Origin of the sequence: Paenibacillus sp. 1011MAR3C5 (genome assembly GCF_003591485.1) — a bacterium.
In the GTDB taxonomy this organism is placed as follows: Bacteria; Bacillota; Bacilli; order Paenibacillales; family Paenibacillaceae; genus Pristimantibacillus.
The window spans coordinates 804514-823248 of record NZ_QZCF01000002.1 but is presented as its reverse complement, the minus strand read 5'-3'; the positions used below and the strand labels follow the sequence as shown (position 1 = coordinate 823248).

The 18735-nt window shown below is 52.7% G+C and carries 20 protein-coding genes; 2 read left to right on the top strand and 18 right to left on the bottom strand.

Features of this window, described 5'->3' with window-relative positions; genetic code table 11:
* Positions 1 to 31 precede the first annotated feature (31 nt).
* The 8 genes from D3P07_RS08985 to D3P07_RS08950 form a co-directional block, all read right to left on the bottom strand.
* Positions 32 to 955 carry a Gfo/Idh/MocA family oxidoreductase gene (locus D3P07_RS08985; protein ID WP_119799834.1) on the bottom strand — a complete coding sequence of 308 codons (924 nt, stop codon included), beginning with the start codon at positions 953 to 955 and terminating at the stop codon, positions 32 to 34.
* Complete coding sequence (locus tag D3P07_RS08980; RefSeq protein ID WP_310732541.1) at positions 952 to 2151, bottom strand: M20 metallopeptidase family protein; 1200 nt, start codon at positions 2149 to 2151, stop codon at positions 952 to 954. Before D3P07_RS08980 ends, D3P07_RS08985 begins: the two co-directional genes overlap by 4 nt.
* 1 nt (position 2152) lies before the next feature.
* On the bottom strand, positions 2153 to 3040 hold the full coding sequence (gene sdaAA / locus D3P07_RS08975; protein ID WP_119799833.1) for an L-serine ammonia-lyase, iron-sulfur-dependent, subunit alpha: 888 nt from the start codon (positions 3038 to 3040) through the stop codon (positions 2153 to 2155).
* Positions 3037 to 3720: an L-serine ammonia-lyase, iron-sulfur-dependent subunit beta gene (sdaAB, locus tag D3P07_RS08970; RefSeq protein WP_119799832.1), complete on the bottom strand. Its 684-nt coding sequence runs from the start codon at positions 3718 to 3720 to the stop codon at positions 3037 to 3039. The genes sdaAA and sdaAB overlap by 4 nt, the downstream gene beginning before the upstream one ends.
* A gap of 31 nt (positions 3721 to 3751) precedes the next feature.
* On the bottom strand, positions 3752 to 4822 hold the full coding sequence (locus D3P07_RS08965) for a dihydrodipicolinate synthase family protein (RefSeq protein ID WP_119799831.1): 1071 nt from the start codon (positions 4820 to 4822) through the stop codon (positions 3752 to 3754).
* Positions 4823 to 5839 carry an NAD-dependent epimerase/dehydratase family protein gene (locus tag D3P07_RS08960; RefSeq protein ID WP_119800025.1) on the bottom strand — a complete coding sequence of 339 codons (1017 nt, stop codon included), beginning with the start codon at positions 5837 to 5839 and terminating at the stop codon, positions 4823 to 4825. It lies immediately after the preceding gene.
* 110 nt (positions 5840 to 5949) lie between these two features.
* A complete protein-coding gene (locus D3P07_RS08955) occupies positions 5950 to 7269 on the bottom strand; it encodes a hypothetical protein (protein WP_259391404.1) in 1320 nt (439 codons plus the stop codon).
* A gap of 274 nt (positions 7270 to 7543) precedes the next feature.
* Positions 7544 to 7945: a GNAT family protein gene (locus tag D3P07_RS08950; RefSeq protein WP_119799829.1), complete on the bottom strand. Its 402-nt coding sequence runs from the start codon at positions 7943 to 7945 to the stop codon at positions 7544 to 7546.
* A 197-nt stretch (positions 7946 to 8142) separates the two neighbouring features.
* On the opposite strand from D3P07_RS08950, the gene D3P07_RS08945 reads away from it, so the two are divergent.
* On the top strand, positions 8143 to 8868 hold the full coding sequence (locus D3P07_RS08945) for a MerR family transcriptional regulator (RefSeq protein ID WP_119799828.1): 726 nt from the start codon (positions 8143 to 8145) through the stop codon (positions 8866 to 8868).
* A 248-nt stretch (positions 8869 to 9116) separates the two neighbouring features.
* Here the strand turns inward: D3P07_RS08945 and D3P07_RS08940 are convergent, their stop codons facing one another.
* From D3P07_RS08940 to D3P07_RS08930, 3 genes are all read right to left on the bottom strand, one after another.
* Positions 9117 to 10301, bottom strand: coding sequence for an MFS transporter (locus D3P07_RS08940; RefSeq protein WP_259391403.1), 1185 nt, complete (start codon positions 10299 to 10301; stop codon positions 9117 to 9119).
* Positions 10302 to 10474: 173 nt separating this feature from the next.
* Positions 10475 to 10762 carry a hypothetical protein gene (locus D3P07_RS08935; RefSeq protein ID WP_119799827.1) on the bottom strand — a complete coding sequence of 96 codons (288 nt, stop codon included), beginning with the start codon at positions 10760 to 10762 and terminating at the stop codon, positions 10475 to 10477.
* A 66-nt stretch (positions 10763 to 10828) separates the two neighbouring features.
* The gene (locus D3P07_RS08930) at positions 10829 to 11287 is read right to left on the bottom strand and encodes a DUF6376 family protein (protein ID WP_119799826.1); all 459 of its coding nucleotides are present in this window, start codon (positions 11285 to 11287) and stop codon (positions 10829 to 10831) included.
* A gap of 153 nt (positions 11288 to 11440) precedes the next feature.
* On the opposite strand from D3P07_RS08930, the gene D3P07_RS08925 reads away from it, so the two are divergent.
* Positions 11441 to 12661, top strand: a complete 1221-nt coding sequence (locus tag D3P07_RS08925; protein WP_119799825.1) for an oxalate decarboxylase family bicupin — start codon at positions 11441 to 11443, stop codon at positions 12659 to 12661.
* A 72-nt stretch (positions 12662 to 12733) separates the two neighbouring features.
* On the opposite strand, the gene D3P07_RS08920 is transcribed toward D3P07_RS08925, so the two are convergent.
* The 7 genes from D3P07_RS08920 to D3P07_RS08895 form a co-directional block, all read right to left on the bottom strand.
* A complete protein-coding gene (locus tag D3P07_RS08920) occupies positions 12734 to 13396 on the bottom strand; it encodes a hypothetical protein (protein ID WP_119799824.1) in 663 nt (220 codons plus the stop codon).
* Between the two features lie 80 nt (positions 13397 to 13476).
* Positions 13477 to 13620 carry a hypothetical protein gene (locus D3P07_RS26935; RefSeq protein WP_182914233.1) on the bottom strand — a complete coding sequence of 48 codons (144 nt, stop codon included), beginning with the start codon at positions 13618 to 13620 and terminating at the stop codon, positions 13477 to 13479.
* Positions 13621 to 13837: 217 nt separating this feature from the next.
* Complete coding sequence (locus tag D3P07_RS08915; protein ID WP_119799823.1) at positions 13838 to 14989, bottom strand: serine hydrolase domain-containing protein; 1152 nt, start codon at positions 14987 to 14989, stop codon at positions 13838 to 13840.
* A 159-nt stretch (positions 14990 to 15148) separates the two neighbouring features.
* Complete coding sequence (locus D3P07_RS08910) at positions 15149 to 15685, bottom strand: YfiT family bacillithiol transferase (RefSeq protein ID WP_119799822.1); 537 nt, start codon at positions 15683 to 15685, stop codon at positions 15149 to 15151.
* Positions 15686 to 15813: 128 nt separating this feature from the next.
* Positions 15814 to 16698 (bottom strand): hypothetical protein, encoded by an 885-nt coding sequence (locus D3P07_RS08905; RefSeq protein WP_119799821.1) that lies wholly within the window; start codon positions 16696 to 16698, stop codon positions 15814 to 15816.
* Between the two features lie 32 nt (positions 16699 to 16730).
* The gene (locus D3P07_RS08900; protein ID WP_119799820.1) at positions 16731 to 17672 is read right to left on the bottom strand and encodes a helix-turn-helix transcriptional regulator; all 942 of its coding nucleotides are present in this window, start codon (positions 17670 to 17672) and stop codon (positions 16731 to 16733) included.
* Positions 17673 to 17748: 76 nt separating this feature from the next.
* A complete protein-coding gene (locus D3P07_RS08895) occupies positions 17749 to 18720 on the bottom strand; it encodes an NAD(P)H-quinone oxidoreductase (RefSeq protein WP_182914232.1) in 972 nt (323 codons plus the stop codon).
* Positions 18721 to 18735: the final 15 nt, after the last annotated feature.

Genomic DNA, 18735 nt, shown 5'->3' with positions numbered 1-18735 from the left:
AACATACTTTAAGATGAAAATGATTGATATCCTATAACAGAAAAGATAAAGGTTGCACCGAACCGCCTGTCGCTCTGCTCTTCTCTGCAGCTTCGAGAAAGGCTATGATTTCTACCGTCTCACGCCAATGCACCAGAGATTGGCCGGTTTGAAAGAAATGCATGACCTGTGCGATCAGGCTTGCATAATACGGGGTAGCGCCGCTCTCCGCATCCAGTGTGGAAATAGTTGCTCCTCTATGAATATGTGCCATGAAACGGCTGTCACCCTCACTTATGCACAGGGCAGTCCCTTGCCGACCGTCCGACCATAAGCCGATCAGGCGCTCGCCGGACGGCTCAGCCACAACTTGAACCTGTCTGCAGCCTGGTCCCATAATCGCGTAAAGCATCTCCACCGAATGAAGGCCATACCAGAAATAATGAGATTGCGTAGGCTCGATCACCAGTGGTCCTTGCACATCGGCGGTCGTTATATGATGGCGGCCATGCAGGTCAAGGTCGCGAACGATCGGCTCTGCGTATCGTAAGGAAGAACTGCTCATGACCGGAACATCCCAATGATTCGCCAGCTTGAAGATGCTAATCGCTTCATCGACGGACAGTGCGAAAGGTTTATCGATAAAGACAGGTTTTCTAAAGGGGGCAAGCTTGTGAAATTGCTCCATATGAACGCGTCCATCCGCAGACAGAAGCAGTAAGGCATCGCATTGAGAAGCGACAGCTTCTGGCGAAACTCCCCGCTCTACCCCGTATTCATTCTCAATGGTCTCCATGAAACCGTCCACTCTGGATGCGCTGAGCGGAAAGTCCGGCGATCCGCCAGGAAAGGCAGCAATGACCTTCCCGCCCTGCACATGGTGCTGATGATTAATGTCATTAATAAACCTGGTGAACAGAACGGCATGCGACGTATCGGTACCGATGATTCCAATTCGGATCGGTTCTCTCATCATGCATGACCTCCCGACAATTGTGTCAAACGGAATTTTGCGATATGGGCAAGCAAGGATGCGCCATACGGCAAGCAGTCTTCATTCAGCCAATACTTCGGATGATGCAGCCCGAATGCTTCCTCCGCACGCTCCTTCGGCCCGGAACCGAGCCAGAAGAAACAGCCAGGAACATGCTTCAGGTAAATAGAGAAGTCTTCCCCGGCCAGCGTAGGCTTAGCGATAACGCGATACTCGCTTCCTAACGTTTCGTCTATGACGGATTCGATGACCTTTACGGGATCGTCATGATTCATCAGAACAGGCGTCTGGCTGATGTAATCAAGCTTAGCCTTGCAACGGTAGCCGTCCGCTATGCGCTGAACAATCCGTTCCAGCCGCTCCGGCAGCTTCTCCTGTACATCAGGATGAAAGGTCCGTACAGTTCCGGTCATGCGGCAATAGTGTGGGATGACATTGTTCGCCTCCCCTGCATGGATGCTGCCAATCGTAACGACAACGGGATCGAACGGCGATACTTCCCTGCTGATAATGCTTTGCAGGGATTGAATGATAGCCGAGGCGCATACGATTGGATCGACACTTTGATCGGGAATGGCTCCGTGGCCGCCTTTGCCTTCGAGCGTGATCTCGATGCGGTCGACCGATCCCATTAATGCTCCATATCGGGTCGCAGCCATCCCTGCCGGCAAGGTAGGCAAATTATGAAGTCCGTAGATTTCGCTGACTCCTTCCAGCACGCCTTCCTCGATCATTGCTGATGCGCCAGCATTCACTTCTTCGGCTGGCTGGAAGATCAACCGTACCGTTCCATGGAGCTGTTCCTTGCCGCGGGACAGCAGCTCCGCAGCTCCGATCAGCATGGCCGTGTGCGCATCGTGACCGCAAGCATGCATGATGCCGGGGCGGCTGGATGGGAAGTCAATTTCTGTCTCTTCTTGAATCGGCAAGGCATCCATATCCGCACGCAGCGCTATCGTCGGCCCCGGCAAGCTGCCTTCTACATCGGCCACTACGCCATGACCGCCCACGCCTGCACGATAGGGAATGCCAAGGCGGTCAAGCTCTCTTGCCACCCGGCTTGCCGTCTCCGATTCCTCATGGCTCAGCTCCGGATACTGATGCAGCTCCCTGCGCAAGGCGACAAGTCCAGGGGCCAGATCAAGCGCTTGCCGGTGCAGGTCCGTCATCTCCATCATCTCATGATTGCCCTCCCTTCCCATATAGTTGATTCATAATCTTGCGACCGGTCGGTGTCTGAGCCAGTCCGCCCTTGGCTGTCTCGCGATGCTTCTCCGGCATTGCCGAGCCAACCTCCAGCATCACCTCGATCACTTCATCCGACGGGATAACGCTTCGCACGCCTGCAAGCGCCATATCGGATGCAGCCAGCGCGGTTACCGCACCAAAGCCGTTGCGGACGATACATGGAATTTCGACGAGTCCTCCTACCGGGTCACAGATGAGGCCTAGCGAGTTTTTCAGCGCCAAACCGACCGCATGGACCGATTGTTCCGGCGATCCGCCCCGCAGCTCGGTCAGCGCCCCCGCCGCCATGCCGATTGCAGAGCCAACTTCCGCCTGACATCCTCCTTCAGCGCCCGACACGAACGAATTGTTGGCTATGACATAACCGATTGCTCCAGCTGCGAACAATCCGTATACCATATGCAGGTCCTCCCAATGAAATCGTTCCTGCGTACTTACGAAGACGCCTGGTATGATGCCGCATGAGCCGGCTGTCGGTGTCGCGATGATGCGACCCATGGAAGCGTTCACCTCCGATACGGCGAGAGCATAGGCCAGGGCGGTGCATGCCTCCGCCCCAAGCGAAGGTACGCTGCTATCCATATACGTGACGACGCGTTGGGCATCCTTGCCGGTTAATCCGCTGCGGGATGTTGTGTCCTCTTGCAGACCTTTTCGAACCGCTTCTTTCATAACTTCATAATATGCCGCCATCTGCTCAATGACCTGCGATTCGCTCTTGCCCGTCTCCAGAGCCTGTTCCTTTACCATCAACTGCCCGATGGTCAGCGATTCCGCCATGCACAGCTCCTTCAGCTCTTCCAACGTGGAGAATCTCATCGCGCTTCCTCCCTGTTCGTTAAGTCGATTATGCTAATCTCCCTGACATCGGGCAGCAGCCCCAGGCTTGCGATCGCCTCCGGCTTGAATGGCTGATCACTCTCAATAACAGTCAAGGCTTCACCGTTCCTCGACTTACGGTCGACCTCCATATAGCTTATGTTGATGCCGGAATGTTTGGCGATATCGGTAATCTCCGCCAGGATGCCGGAGCGGTCGCGATGGTAGATCAGGAGTGTGGGATAGATGGCGGTAAATTTCACATCAAATCCGTTTACACCGACCAATTCGATATTGCCGCCGCCAATGGAACATCCGGTCATCCGAACGGTGCACACCCCTCTTCGCAATAGAATAGTCGCGGTATTGGGATGCGGCCCGGGCCTCAGTTCAGATTGAAAGCTGATTGCAATTCCTTCCTCCGCTGCTAGCCTGATGGAATCACGTATGCGAGCATCATCCGTATCGTAATTCATGATGCCGGCGGTAATAGCCAGATCGGTGCCGTGCCCCATATACGTATCCGCGAAAGAACCGTAGAAACGAATTACCGCTTCCTCGGGAGAGGCGCCCAGCGCTTGCCTTGCGCACCGCCCAAGCCTTACGGCCCCTGCCGTATGGGAACTGGAGGGGCCGATCATGCTGGGACCGATAATGGAGAATACATCCTTGAATCGCATAAGACAAGTCCCTTTCTGCCTAAGTCATGCGTTAGTCGTTGTTCAGCCACTTCTCCAGGTTAGCCGCGACGAACGCATCGTCATGCAGATGCGGATACTGTTCGTAGACGCGGTCAATCTCTTCCGATTGGCCTGGAGACAGCTTCTCTTCCGGATTGAGGCACCATGTGCCTTTCAGCAATCCTTGTCTGCGGAGCACTTCATGAATGCCAGGGATGCACCCCTCGAAGTGGTTCGCCGGGTCGAAAAATGCCGCATTGGAATCGGTCACTTGAATGTTACGGGTCAGCCATTCCTTGGAAATGACCCCTACACCGCGGAATGATTTGATTTCTTCCATCAGCTCCACCGCCTTCTGCGTCCATACCGCCCAATGACCCAGCAAGCCCCCGACGATCGACTTCTCGACGATCTTGCCATCGACCTGGAAGCGATAAGTCGTGAGCAGATCCGCCACGATATTATCGTCGTTGCCCGTATATAGCGCAATCTCGTCCCTTCTGTTCGAATAGCAGACCGCGCGCACAACATCTATGGTCTGATAGCGGTTGAACGGAGCCATCTTAATCGCAACAACATTCGGAATATCGGCGAATGCGCGCCAGAAATCATAGGAGAAGATGCGTCCCCCGACTGACGGCTGCAGATAAAAGCCGATGACTGGCATAATAGCTGCAATTTGCTCCGTTCGTTTCAAGATATCGGCTTCGCTCCAGCCGGACAGTCCTCCCATGCTGAGAAGCGCTGCGTCATAGCCAAGCGCCAGCGCAATATGCGCTTCGCCGATCGCTTGCTCCGTACCGCCGCATACACCGGCGACCTTGATAAACGGGCGATCCAGCCCCGCTTTGTCGACTTCCTCCGCAGCCATGCGAAGCACCGTTTCGAATAGTCCATGCTCCGGGTCGCGAATTTCAAATTGGGTGGAGTGAACGCCAACCGCGATGCCTCCGGCGCCGGAGGCCATATAGTAACGGGTCAATGCCCGTTGATGCTTCTCGTCGAGCTTGCGATTCTCATCAAGCGCCAGCGGATGTGCCGGAATGACCAGTCCGTCATGCAGTGCAGCCAGCAGCGCTGGCGATAATTGTTGAGCGGTCATTTAGAATTTCCCCTTTCGTTCCTGGAAGTGAGTCGGCTTATTCCACGTAGCTCCGCCCTGAAGCACCCAATCCGCCGTCCAATCGATCATTTGCAGCAAGGAAACACTTGGATAACCGAACAACTGATGCGACTTCGACGCATTGTTCAGCAGCGCTGTTTCTGATTCTGTCCCTTCGAACAGCGCTTCCTTGCCGAGACGCTTCGCAAGCTCTGTTGCCGCCCAGCGAATGGATACCGTCTCTGGTCCTGTGATGTTAATGACGGACGGAGGACTGGAGCAATGCGTGAGGCAGCGAAGTGCCATCGAATTGGCGTCGCCTTGCCAGATCACATTCGCAAATCCCATTGCGATGTTAATCGCACGGCCTTCATGAATCGCTCTCGCCAGCTCCAGCAGGACGCCGTAGCGCATATCGATCGCATAATTCAGGCGGTACATGACCATCGGTGTGCCATTACGATGCGAGTGATATTCGAAGATACGCTCTCTGCCGAGCGTAGACTGCGCATATTCGCCAAGCGGATCGGGCGATACGCTTTCACTTGCGCCTCCGCTGCTCACAGGGGTGAATGGATATATATTGCCGGAGGAGAATACGACGATGCGTGAATCCTTGAATTTCTCTGCCACTCTTCCCGGCAGATACGTGTTCATGGCCCATGTGAAATGTTCATTGCCCGTCGTGCCGAATTTATTGCCCGCCATGTAGATCACATTGGCGGCATTCGGCAGCGCTGTCAGCGCTTCATTGTCCAATAGCTCACAAGAGATCGTCTCGACGCCGAATGCTTCAAGCTCGGCCCGCGCTTCCTGATTGGAGAAGCGTGACACACCGATCACGCGCTTGTTAAGACCGCCTTCGCGGATCGCGTTCATTGCGAGTCTGGCAAGGCTTGGCCCCATCTTCCCACCGACTCCGAGCAAGATCAAATCACCGTCTACCTTCGCCAAATCCTGAATTAAGGCCTCAGAGGGCTGAGCCAGCTTCGTTTCCAATTCCGCAATCGTTTTCATCATTTTCGTACCTCCTTGGTTGTCGTTACCCCCATGATACGACCCACTCCGATATAAAGACAAGTCTTTTAATTGACTTTAAATATGCGTAAAAAAGGACAGGCCGCAGCTTATGACTGAGACTTGTCCATTAGAAACGGAAAACGGTAGATTTGACGAGGCCTTCCTTTCGGCACCTTCTCCATGCCTGCGACTTCGACCAAACCATGATCAGCCCACAGAAGCAGCAGACGATGCGCGCTGCGAACAGAAACGCCCAGGACAGATGCCAGGTCATGAACTTTGTACTCATACTTGCCGAATCGGGCCATGTTCGCCAATAGCCGGCTCAGATAAGCGCTGGTCATGCCGGATTCTTCCGCTCGTTTAATGAGCGCAGCCTCAGTCGGCGCAAGAACGGCTTGCACAGGATCGGCCATCTCCAGCGGTCCAATGACCGTCACATCTTCTCTGACAATAAAGCAAGCATTGCCTCCGGCTTCCTTCGCTTTGCGCAGAGCGCTTCTTGCGTTAGTCCCGGCTTCATTCGCCGTCACACCGAAGCCGATCCCTACGCTAAGCGATATGCCGTAGCTTTTGTTCGCATCCTTAGCCAGCGGAATCGTCTTGTACCCTCCCGTCTCACGTTCGAAGATACCACGCGTCGTAAAGAACAGAAATTCGTCACCGCCAAGCGACATCGAATAGCCGTCAAGCGACTCAACATAGCCAAGCACCATTCGGTGAATATCGAGCTTAAGCTTCTGTACTTCATGCTCATTATGCCGCTGCATGACAAGCTTGCCGAAGTCATCGACATTGATCATGCCGACCACAATCTGCGCTTCTTTGTTGCGCCGGGATTCCGTAGACAGAAGGGCTCTCTCTAGCGTGACAATCATATCTTGTTCGGATGGAAGCAGCCATTCACTCGGTACTTGAAGCTTCTCAAGCTGCCTTGCGACATGCTCGACTCCGGTAAACGCAACGGAGCAATGATCGGCTGCGAATTGGGACTGGTGAAAGGCTACCAGCTTATCCGGCGATGCATAAGCCGGTCCGTCATAGACAACGATGCGCGTATGCTCCAGGCCAAGATCCTTCAGCGTTCGCATCACGATTGTTTTGGTCAACGTATCGACGGATATCCCGCCTTCCAGCTTTCCGTCCCGCATGGCGCGGAACAGCGCCTTATATAATCCGGCCCCTGTAAGCGGCAAATAATGAACCGGTATGGACGGCGGCAGCTGTTCCTTGACCAAGCGATGCGCTAATGGTCCGGAGAGAAGAAGCACCTCTACCTCGCCGCTTACTTCTAAGGCGGCGGCAGCCGCATCTTTTTCATGCTCAATGATGCGGGTGACGGGTACGAAGGTCGGGAATGCCTTCATAACCGACAGCGTCTTTACTACGATGGATTCTATCCCAATGATTCCGATTTTGATCTGCATGTCCTGCTCCTTCATCTACGATTTGGCTGATAGGTATCTTAAATAGACTTTATTTATTAAACTTGCTGGTGATTTCTCCCACAAGCGCACTCGCGAATCCCTTCTATCGCCAGGCAGCAATTCGATGAACGTCATGCTGCTACCCTGCTCTCCCCTGCCTAATCGAATAGCTCCTTTCCCCAAGGGAAGGAGCAGCAACTCGATCGGGCGTTGATTTTTTACAAGTGTACTGGCACTGTTAGAAGTTGTCAATCATCTGTTGCTTGTCTATCCGTCAGAGAGTCCGGCTTAAGCTAATCTTATTCGGATAGGTATAATTGAAGCCGTGCTTCTGATAAATCCCGATTGAAGGCACGTCAGCCATAATAACAATCTCCGCGCCTTGCGAAGCGTTTGATTCAATGAAGTCCATAAGCGCTTGGAGAATGGCACATATATGGTCTTCATGGGCAGAATCGGGATGAAGGATCAGATCAGTGATCATAAAGATGTAGCTCCCGTCTCCAATAATTCGTCCCATGCCAATCATCTCGCCATCCTCACCTGTCAAGGTAACTCCGAATAAGGACTTGCTCAAAGCCTCACCCAGCTTCACCTCCTCTTTATCCGGCAATCCCATTGCACGGGCAAGCTCATTGTATTGCTTGGGGGTTGGCCATTCATGATGCAGCTTCATCACTACACTCTCCTTTTCAAGTGGGATATAGATTATCATACTACCTTGATGCAAGTGCCAATGTTGTAACCCTGAGCCTTCTTGTCTGTGGAAGTAAGCTTCTTGAAGCACTTTAAGGTTTAAAATGAAGGCTTGCTGTGCTGCTGTTCGTCTGTTATAGTAGAAATCTACTTTTTTGACAAAGGACGGTGCAGTCCGTGCGATTCTACCGACCCATTGAAATTGCCCGTGAGCTTAGCATCAGTACAAGCGCATTGCGACACTACGAGTCCTGGGGTGTCATACCGAGTCCTGAGAGAGCGGCTAACGGTTACCGCCTATACACCGAGGTTCATGCTGCCTACTTCCGTTGTTTGCGGGCGATGTTCCCCGGCTTCGGGGTAAGCGTCACTTGCCAGACGCTGAAGCATGTCATGAATGGAGACATTGACGCCGCCTTCTGGCTGGTCAACAAAGAGCAGGCTATGCTGCATGAAGAAAAGTCAATCGCAGACCAGACGCTTGCCCTGCTCCAGCAGCCAGATCTTCCTCCTGTCAGCGGCAAGAAGCGGCTGGGACGGATGAGCATTGGCGAAGCAGCCGCTTATACGAATGTACAGGCATCCGCCATCCGCCACTGGGAGAAGGAAGGATTAATCGTCCCCGACCGCGATCCGGAGAATGGCTACCGGGTGTTCGGCGCTACGCATATCCGGCAAATTCTGCTCATTCGAACGCTTCGCCGCACTGTATATTTGCTGGACCGAATGCGCGCAATCGTCAAAGCGGTCGAGCATCATGACGTCGAGAAGGCGAAGGAAGTGACCGAAGAAGCACTGCATGTGCTGCATGGCCGCAATCGTCTGCAGCTAAACGGAGTCTATCAGCTCATTGAGCTTTGCCGAACGTCTGGACATATCACACCAATGTATGCACACTGGTAACGCTAAGAATTCGCATGATAAAGAAACGTCCCGGTTTGCACACGAAAGGACCTCAATGACCACTGCAACGTGGAGAATGAGGTCCTTTTTCTCGAAAAACTTCGTCTCTGGGTGGAGCTCGAAAAATCGCAAACCGACTTTCCGAAAAGCCCTTATTGTTTCTATTCACATCGAAAATCCGGATGCGGATGGTTGATCGATTGACATCAGAGTAACTCCCTCTGCAGATAATGGGACGTAGTTCCTGCTTATCCTTCAGCTGACAGCCGCTTCGGCCGGAACAGAATGCCTAGCAGCGCAAAAGCTAGAAATGCCGTCCCCAAAAACAGAAACATGCTGTTTGTTGAAACATAACGGATGCCGAAGCCCCCAAGCGTTGGCCCCAGAATACTTCCAATACTGAAGTGAATGGATGCAATCACGTTAGCGGCAGGCAAGATCGACTTAGGCAGCAGGTCAGCCGCGTAAGCCAGCCCCAGCGAATAGAACGAACCGACAACACCCCCCGCCAAGGTAAAGAGAACGAACAACAAGGCGATCTGGTTGCCCGCAGCTGGAATAGCAAGGAAGACGATCGATCCAATTATGCCGCAAGCAATCAATATCGGCTTGCGTCCAATCCGGTCGCTCCATATGCCGAGCGGCAACTGCAGAATCAAGCTTCCGATGCCGAACGACAGCAACAGCAGTGAAATCCAGTGTTGGCCTATGTCGATGCGCAATCCGTATAACGGGAAGTTGCTGTTCATCGACGACTCCATTAAGCCGTAGAGGAATCCGGGAATAAGGACAAACCATGCTACCCGGTAAGTCGTCAGAAAACGATTTTCTGTCTTCACGCCTTTGGCTGCCCGCTCTGGCCATTCGTTCGACATGCGAAGCACAATCAGCAGGACAGTAATAAAGAACAGACTGGAAACCAGAAATGGTACGGCTCTGCCCAGCGGCATCAAGTTAATGCCCAGCGGTCCGATACTGAAGCCGAGGCCATACGACATGCCGTAGAGAGATATGTAGCGGCCTCGTCGATCGGACGGAGCGGTACTCACAATCCAGAGCTGCGACGCATAGTGCAAGGCGCTATCACCTACGCCGACAATCAGCCGTAGAATAAACCATGCCGCCAACGAATGTGTAAGCGGGAATAACAGAGTGGACATTGTGACTAGCACAATACCGGTAACCATCACTTTTTTATAGCCAAACCGAAGAACCGGTTTTTCGATGAAAAACATCGTGCAGAAAATACCGATGTACATAGCTGCAGAATTGATGCCGTTCAGATCGGATGAGACGCCGGCATCCTCCAGCATAATCGATAATAAAGGCAGCAGCATGCCTTGGCTCATACCCGCAACTACGACTACGAGCAGAAGTGTCAGCAATCGATAGGGAGAAGGTTGCTGTGCTGATGATATAGACGCTGATGACAAGACTCTTGCACTCTCCTTGTGAATGATACCTGATGAGGCCCTCACACATTGTAACGTGGCCGGACCCGGTTGGCAACCATGGTTCACTGGAAGGTTTTCTGTCTGCACACCACATCCATTTGATCAGAGATCAGTAGCCCAAAGTCACATTTTTGCTTCTATAGGCATGAAGCTCATTTCGCTTCTGTATGCTGCTTGAAAATCTCGATAAATGCTGCCGGGTCTTCCGGCACGGTATAAGCGTATACGCCATGGCCAGTATGCACATACAGGATGCCACCCTCCTCACCCATCGGACGGAACGACAGATCATGGACCTCATCAAGCGGGAAGCTGCGCCGCTTTGTCTGAAGATGTCCGTCATACAGCAGCATCTGCCGCGGTTCCTTGACCGCCTTCATTTCTGTTCCCGTCAAGATGCGTTCGACTTTATAGTAGGACTGCGCCGCAATCCAGGACATAGCCAGTCCTCCTTCCTCTTTGCCTTATGAGAAGGAGCCTCCATGTCCGTGCCATGGAGGCTCCTTTTAGTTGGGATTCAGCGCGTTCAATTGGCCTAGCAGCTCATTGATTTTGTTCATCGTGTCGGGTAAGCCCGTGGATTCGAAGGCGGCTCTTCCTTGCTCGATGTTCGTCAGCGCCTGATCCAGTCCCTGCTGGAGCTTGTCGTTATAGCCTATTATGGTGGCATGAATATCCTTGGCATAATCGGGCACTTCCAGATTCTTGTAGCTCATGATTTGATCCTTCAATGCAAGAAGCTTATTCTTCAAATCCGTTCTTGCGTCCAGATTCGTTAGCGCTTGCTCGGCCAGCCCATTCATCTCTTGTCTGAAGCTATCTAGGTTATTCATATATTCTGTCGTTTCGGTTGCAAAGTTAACACCCTGGTTGACACTCTCCAATAGGCCGCAGCCAGATGTGACCATCATGGTTAATGCCATTAATAACAGGATGCTCCACTTCTTCATTTTCATACTCTCCATCGCCCTACCCTTCCTCTTTCTGCTGCTTCCTATGTCTAATTCATTGTACCCCTACATAACCATACGGAAACAACGTCGTTACGTTCCGTATTTCGTCCCGGGACTCTCCGATCTGCGAGCGGAACATATCGATGACTGAAGGAGGTAACTTGCATGAGTGAGGAGCATCGAGTTCCGGGTTCCGGAGTTCCGTCCTCTCCTTCGCCGATCCCCCAGCCGATCAGGAGCGACGGGGCTGGCGGCATCGACCGAGGCCCGCGGGATGTGATGCGGGATCGTCAAAATCCGGATATGCTGGTCCCCCCGGTTACGGACAACGGACTCATACCGAATGTCAGATTTTCGTTCTCGGATACGCATATGCAGCTCAATCATGGCGGCTGGTCGCGGGAGATCACCATTAGAGAGCTGCCGATCGCCACCACGCTTGCCGGCGTCAATATGAGTCTGACTCCGGGCGGTGTGCGCGAGCTGCACTGGCATCAGCAGGCGGAATGGTCCTATATGCTAATTGGACGCGCCAGAATCACAGCCGTCGATCAGAATGGCAGAAACTTTATTGCCGATGTGGGACCGGGCGATCTCTGGTATTTCCCTCCCGGCATTCCGCATTCCATTCAAGGGCTGGAGGAAGGCTGCGAGTTTCTGCTAGTATTCGATGACGGCCATTTCTCCGATCTGAACACGCTGTCGCTATCCGATTGGTTCGCCCATACGCCCAAGGAAGTGTTGTCCGCCAACTTTGGCATTCCGGAGTCAGAACTCGCCGCCATACCACGAGAGCAAGTCTATATCTATCAAGGTGAAGTTCCAGGGCCGATTTCTACTCAGGCCGTTCAATCGCCTTACGGAAAAGTTCCTTTGCCGTTTACGCATAAGCTGCTTGCGCAGCCGCCTTTAAAGACGCCCGGCGGCAGCGTGCGAATCGTCGATTCCAGCAACTTTCCGATATCCAAGACGATTGCCGCTGCGCTCGTGGAGATTCAGCCCGGCGCAATGAGAGAGCTGCATTGGCATCCCAATAATGACGAATGGCAATATTATTTGACGGGCCAAGGTCGGATGACCGTCTTCGGTGCTGAAGGCAACGCACGCACCTATGACGTTCGAGCGGGCGATGTCGGTTATGTGCCGTTTGCCTTCGGACATTATATTCAGAATACAGGCACCGAAACGCTGTGGTTTCTCGAAATGTTCAAAAGCGATCGTTTTGCCGATGTCTCTCTTAACCAATGGCTGGCTTTGACGCCGCAAGCGCTTGTAGCGAGCAATTTGAACGTGGGAGGAGGCTTCCTCTCCCATTTGCGCAAAGAGAAGTGGCCCGTTGTAAAAATGCCTGGCTTCACCTATGACAATCGATCGGGTAAGGCGTAACGCCGAATAAGCCTCCTCGCTAGAGGGGCTTATTTTCGTTTGCGCGGGTATGCTCTTCTATCTCATTCAAAATCAATATTCATCAAAATAAACGACAGCTTGTGATTTGTCGGATGTCTCTTGAATAATAGCTGCATAGGAAGCAATGGACAAGGGCTCTCTTAAAGGCACAACTCCATCATTGGTGAGTTGATAATAGTCGGCATCAAGCGCATAGAGATATTTTTGAGTGCTAACCGTCAATGAATAATCACTAGAATGCCCCCTTACCCAATTCTGCAACTGATCAAGCTTGACAAATAACTGGCTGGCGGAGACAGATTCGTCGAAGGATGACCAATGCTCCGTTGTATTGCTTCTTGTTCGAAGCGATTCTTCGCGTACGGCTATCCGATTCAGGTGAGCATTCACTAATTTGAACGATCCTCCCTTCATACGTGTCACCATGGTAAAGCCCAAGGCTTCCAATTCCCCGTCCGTTACCGTTGCTTGAAAGTCATTGACGATGGCGGGGCCAGCCAGCTTATAGCTGCTGCTGATCTCATTGCCTAGCAGAGTTAACTTCAATTGCGCCATTGCGGCCGGGACGGGGAATGATTTGGATTTGTTGGAACCCATCTGTAAGACAATAGCGACTCCGGCAATTAGAATTAGCGAGCAAATGCCAATGAGCCATCTCTGTTGTGACGCCGATCCTGCATGGCCTTCTCTACCTTCCGCCACTTGTTTTTTCAAGAGGCCCACTCCCCTTATTTCGTCGTGGATTGCCTATGATAAACGCCTTGCCTGCTCGAATGTCGCCATGACAATCTCACTTATTCCAGACGGCTGCGTACTTTTTTCCGGTATTTGGGGTCCAGTTCCAGCTCGATGAGCTTAAGCGATCCTTCGCGGATCTTCTCATCATGCACCCGGTCATAAAGCTGGCGGAACCCGACCAGGATATCGTACCTGATCAATGTGCCTCTGTTTGCAAGCTGCGATCGGTTGCATCAATTGCTGGATGCTGATTGGGACAGATTCATTCATGCAAAATACCTCCACGACGTCTTTGCTTCTATTATAGCGAAAAGTGAAGGAGAGCCAATCATTCGAATGTCAAAAAAAAGCCCGCTGACAGCGCGGGCTAAATGCTCATATGAATCTTTTGCGGCACACGGACCGTGCGCACTCGAATTATTTCAAGCTCGACCAAATGATTTGTTTTGTGCCAAGGACCGATTCCGGCACCCAGGAATATACGGACGGAACGAAGAAGGTGACGATCAATTTCTCAACGGGATCAACGAACATAGCCGATCTGCCGGCTCCCTCCATCTGATACGTACCAATGGATTCATAGGACATATGGTCAATGGCGAGATCGATGCCGAGCGCATGGCCTTTGTCCGTCACTTTGCCGCCCCAATGATAAGCCGGCACTTGGAACAGATGGCGCTTGGTCAGAAGCTCGACCGACTTCCGGCCCAAAATGCGGGTTCCCTCGAAAGTACCGCCATTCAGCAGCATCTGGCTGAATCTCCACAGATCATACAAGGTCGAGTACAGGCCGCTTGCCGATCTAGGCGGGTAACGAAGGTCCTCGTCATCCTGATCCTTGAGTGCATCCAGATCATATTGCGAGATCGTCAATACTTCACCGTGCAAGTACTCCGGAACTTGGAAAAACGTTCGACGCAGCTTTAGGGGTTCAACGATATTATCAATTATATACGATTCGTAGCTTTGCCCGGATACGCGGCGAATCACTTCGCCCAGCAGCATGAAGCCGGCACCCGAATAATTGTAGGCTGTGCCTGGCTCGCAAGCGAGCGTGCCCTCCAATTGCTTGGCGATCCAGCCTTCCATACCGTTTTCGCCCCACCATGGACGAGGATAAGGCTCATTGTAATAGCCGGTGACCGGCATAAGACCCGAGGTGTGCGTCAACAAGTGAAACAAGGTAATATTCCCATGCATGGGATTGTCGAATTCCTTCAGAATCGTCGCTACCGGCTGATCCAGATAAAGCTTGCCGTCTTCAATCAGCTTAACGATGGCTACAGCGGTAAAAGCCTTCGTAATAGACGAAATCTTCATTATGGCATCCGGCAGCAATTCGCCTGTGCCTGTCGTGCCGGTCAGTGCGCCCATGGAACGCCACGCCACAATCTTGCCGTGTCTTGCGACCAAATAGCTTCCGCCTTGAAGCTTCTCGGCGGCCATCAGTCCCTGGATATGATTGTCAAGCTTGATTAACTGGCTCTCGTCCATATCGACCGAGCCGGGACTCGCATCGAGCGCGCCTTCAATGACTCTGGATTCCAACTCCAACTCTACTTCACTCATGTCTCCACCCACCCTTTTATATACTAGAAATTCATTCTAATGGATAGGTTTTGAGCAGTCTAGCGGTGTATTGACAATTCATTGCAAAGTATAAAAGATCATGAAATTATATCATTTTTTCTATTCTGTTAACCGCAAGCTGCAAGTACGGGGACTGCTCTACCAGCCTTTGCGCTCCTTCAAATTCACGATATGGGCCAGATGATGACGGCCGTGCCAGGCGTACATGCCCAGGTTCACATCCAGTGAAGTCGACTTCTGCTGCTCAGGATGATAGAACGTACGTTGATAGACATCCTGTGATAAGGACTGAAGAAGCGTCGTCCATCTTCGATGCAGTGCATCCAGCAAAACCAGCGATGTCTCAGCGGGCTCCAGCTCTGAATCGTGCAGCTCCGCCCAGCGATCCTCGTGATACGGCTTGATAGCAGGATTATCTTCTGTCAGCGCCAGCTTCAAGCGAATATAAGCATTCATATGGCTGTCTGCGACATGATGGATAACCTGCCTGACCGTCCAGCCTCCATCCCGGTACGGCGTGCTCAATTGCTCGGCCGATAAGCCGGCAACGGCGTTACGAAGTTGGATCGGCAAAGAAGCGATCTGACCGATCCAGATCTTCCGCTGGGCTGCGTCAATCTCTCCATGAAAGTTAAACGTGCCTATTGGGTATCGAAAATCTTCCACTTGGCTCATCCCCTGTTCGTGAACTGTCTTCAGCTAGCTTGTCTTTATTGTAATAGAGAGTGCAGCGGCAGCCTATGAATAAACGCGATGAATGTTTGCAGAATTTCGTTCATAGCAACAGCTTGTAATGATCAGGATCAAAGCTTGCCGAATGCGCGAAGCGTCTTTAGCCTTTCTACAGTAAGTGCTCCGCGCCACTCCAGTTCACCGAGTGGGCTAGCCGCCGGAAAGCTGATCAGCCAGCCGCCGTCTTCCGACTGCTGCTTGATCATCGCATCAAGATGCCCATCCAATTCAGCCTGCAAAACGAACTTTGCAGCATAGCTGTCGGGAGCAGCAACCCAGTCCAGTACTTTCTGTACATATCCTTCCGCATAGGGATCGCGTTCGATTACCCCGTCCTTGGACAGCCAAGCATCCAGCTTCTCTTTGGCAAGCAAGGTTTGCGGCGTGACAGTCGCATGCTCCAGGAACGAAATCCATTGCACGCCTTCATGATATTCACCCGGTTCAGGCTTCTTCATGGCTTGCCAGACGAAGCGAAGGTTTCGCTGAACCCACTCCTCCTGCTCCCATTCCGCCCAGCGTGGATGCTTCATTAATAGTCCCAGGATATGACCAGTCGGGTTCAAATTCGGCACGTCATCCTTCTCCGTTATCCACCACGGGGCATGCGGATATGCCATAAGGCTGCGAAAGGCAAGCGGCAGGCCGCCCTCAGGTAATGTTATGCTCTTCAAATAGCGAATGATGCCGTCGATTAGCTTCGTGTCGTAGGCCTCCAGCTCATCGATGATAATGAGCGCTTGCTCGGTCGGAACAGGCTGGCTTTGCGGACAACGGATATCTGGCTCCAGCGCATGGCCGAATCCGCCATCCTCATTTTGATAAGCGGCCAGCGCTTCCAGCACGCTATCCTTGCTTCCTCCCTCGAACCAATACGCGAACCGCTGCCGGTCCAATAATCTAGCATTACGGTAAATGAACGTTCTTGCATGTTCGAACAACTGTGTGGATGACATCGTCGTCTACCTCCCTTTCATCTAAAAGGATTTCAATTTCTGGCATACCGATCGGCAAGCTTGCAGCCCAACTCATGCAATTCGCGCCGAAGCTCATCAGGTTCCACCACCGTGGCATCCATTCCCATGCCGTAAAAGAACTTTACCGCCCAGTCCCGTTCAACCGCAGGACAATCGAACCGCAGCTCCCACTCACTGTCGTCGATCTGCCTGACGTAATGTCCGACATGTGCATCCTGCTCTGCGAGTAGGGCCCCGCGATAAGTAAGAGTGGCATGGATGGCGATGGGGGCCTGCTTCGCCTGGATGCTCCCCGATTCGGTGCTCGCAGGTTCGGAGGCTGTGGACACCGGCGGCTGCGTTGGCTTCAGCTCCAGGAACCGGTCTACCCGGAAGCTTCTCTGCTCCCCATGTTCATGAGAGTATGCCTCGCAATACCAGAAGCCATGAGCCATGTACACACGCTTCGGCTGTATATGAAGCCATCGCTGCTGTTTCTCCGAACGGTAATGCGCTAGAATCCATACGGATTCAGCGACATGCGCCAGCAAACGATCAAGCAGCGGCGTACGCTGCGGACGATCCGGAATGTCGATCTCCAGCCTGTCCAAGACCGGCTCCACCTGCTCCAGCATGCTTTGCGGAAGTGTAGAGCGAATCTTGTCCATCACCGTCCAGCGCGCCTGATGGAACGGAGTATCAGATAACCGGATGACCGCATTAAGCGCAAACAGGATGACGAGAGCTTCCTTCGAGCTGAAGTGCAGCGGCGGCAGTGAATACCCCTCCATCAAGCGATAGCCGCCAGAAGGCCCAGACACTGCATATAGCGGGATGCCAATCTCCGCGAGCGACTGCATATCGCGCACAATGGTTCGTTTCGACACTTCCAGCTTATCGGCCAGCGACTGTGCGGTTGCCGGCTTCTGCTGCAAGGCAATAAGAATGGCCATAAGCCTGTCCGATCGTTTCAACCTTGAATTCCTCCTATGTGCCATCAGTATACCGGATGATTGGTGACAGGTTGGATGTCATCCATTTTGCCGCGGATTACAAAATCGTTAAAATAATCTTCCCGATGTTGCGATTGCTCTCCATATAGGCATGCGCCTCCTCTGCCTGGCTCCAATTCCATTCCGAGTCAATGACGGGACGGATAGATCCGCTCGCAAAAAGCGGCAAAAACCGCTCCTTGAACTCAGCGGTCAAGGCTTCCTTGCGGTCAGGGGGCAATGTCCTAAGTGAAGTTCCGATGATCTGCAGGCGCCGCGCAATGAGCTGTGACAAATTCACTTCTGTCGCCTTGGCACCGCCTAACAGGCCAATGACAATGAGCTTTCCGTCAAGAGCAAGCGCCGACAAATTCTGTTCCCAATAGGACGCGCCGACAAAGTCCATTATGACGTCTACCCCTCTTCCGGCTGTAGCCTCCAGCACCTTCGGCAGGAACGGACCCTCTTTATAATCAATTGTTGCATCTGCGCCCAGCTTCAAGCAAGCATCCAATTTGTCTGCGGAGCCTGCTGTCGCGATGACATCGCATCCCGCTGACTTCGCCAGTTGGATAGCCGCAGTTCCTACGCCGCTTGCTCCCGCATGAACCAGTACCGTCTGGCCGGCCTGGAGTCCGCCTAATTGGAACAGGTTGAGGTAAGCGGTCAGGAAAACCTCCGGGATACCTGCCGCTTCGGCAAAAGAAAGTCCTTTCGGAATCGGCATCGCCATACCGACAGGAATGCGCACACGCTCCGCATAGCCCCCTCCCGGCAGCAAAGCCATCACACGATCGCCGGGCTTCCAGGAGCCAGCCCCTTCCAGCACGGTTCCCGCCATTTCCAGTCCCAGTATCGGGGACGCGCCTGACGGAGGCGGATAGAAACCTCGCTTCTGCAGTAAATCGGCTCGATTGAGCGCAGTAGCTTTTACCTCAATCAACAGCTCGCCATAGGATGGATCGGGAGCTGCCGCTTCTCCAATAATCAAGCGATTCGATTCTGGTTCTTGTACAATGGCTCTCATCATAGATACCTCCTATTC